Below are 483 nucleotides of genomic sequence, written 5' to 3' on the forward strand. Positions count from 1 at the left end.
GGCCAGCTCGGCGCCGAGCGTGCCGGTGCCGCCGGTGACGAGCACCGTCCCGCGCGGCCGGTACGTCGGCGGGGCAGGCTCCCCGGCGGGCGAGCGCACCAGCCGGCGGACGAGCAGCCCGGCCGGCCGTACCGCGAGTTGGTCCTCGTCGCCCGGTCCGCCCAGTGCCACGGCGAGTCGCGCCACGGTGGTCCCGTCGAGCGGGCCGGCGAGGTCGATCAACCCGCCCCAGCGTTGCGGGTCCTCCAGGCCGATCACCCGGCCCAGCCCCCAGGTGAGCGCCTGCGCCGGGTGCTCGACCGGGTCGGCCGGACCGGTGGACACGGCGCCCTGCGTGATCAGCCACAGCGGCGCGGTGACCGCCGCGTCCGTCATGGCCTGCGCCAGGGCGAGAGTCGCGGCGGCGCTGCCGGCCGGTGGCGCGTCCGCGACGGCGAGCAGGGACACCACGCCGCGCGGCGGCTCGGGCGATCGCCGCAGGGC

General features: G+C 79.5%; 1 protein-coding gene. It reads right to left on the minus strand.

Features of this window, described 5'->3' with window-relative positions; genetic code table 11:
• Window positions 1–483: hypothetical protein (locus tag AC2CHE_RS26980; protein WP_484507630.1), on the minus strand; the 483-nt coding region annotated here is incomplete at both ends.

It is taken from the genome of Micromonospora sp. ATLC16 (assembly GCF_057196645.1).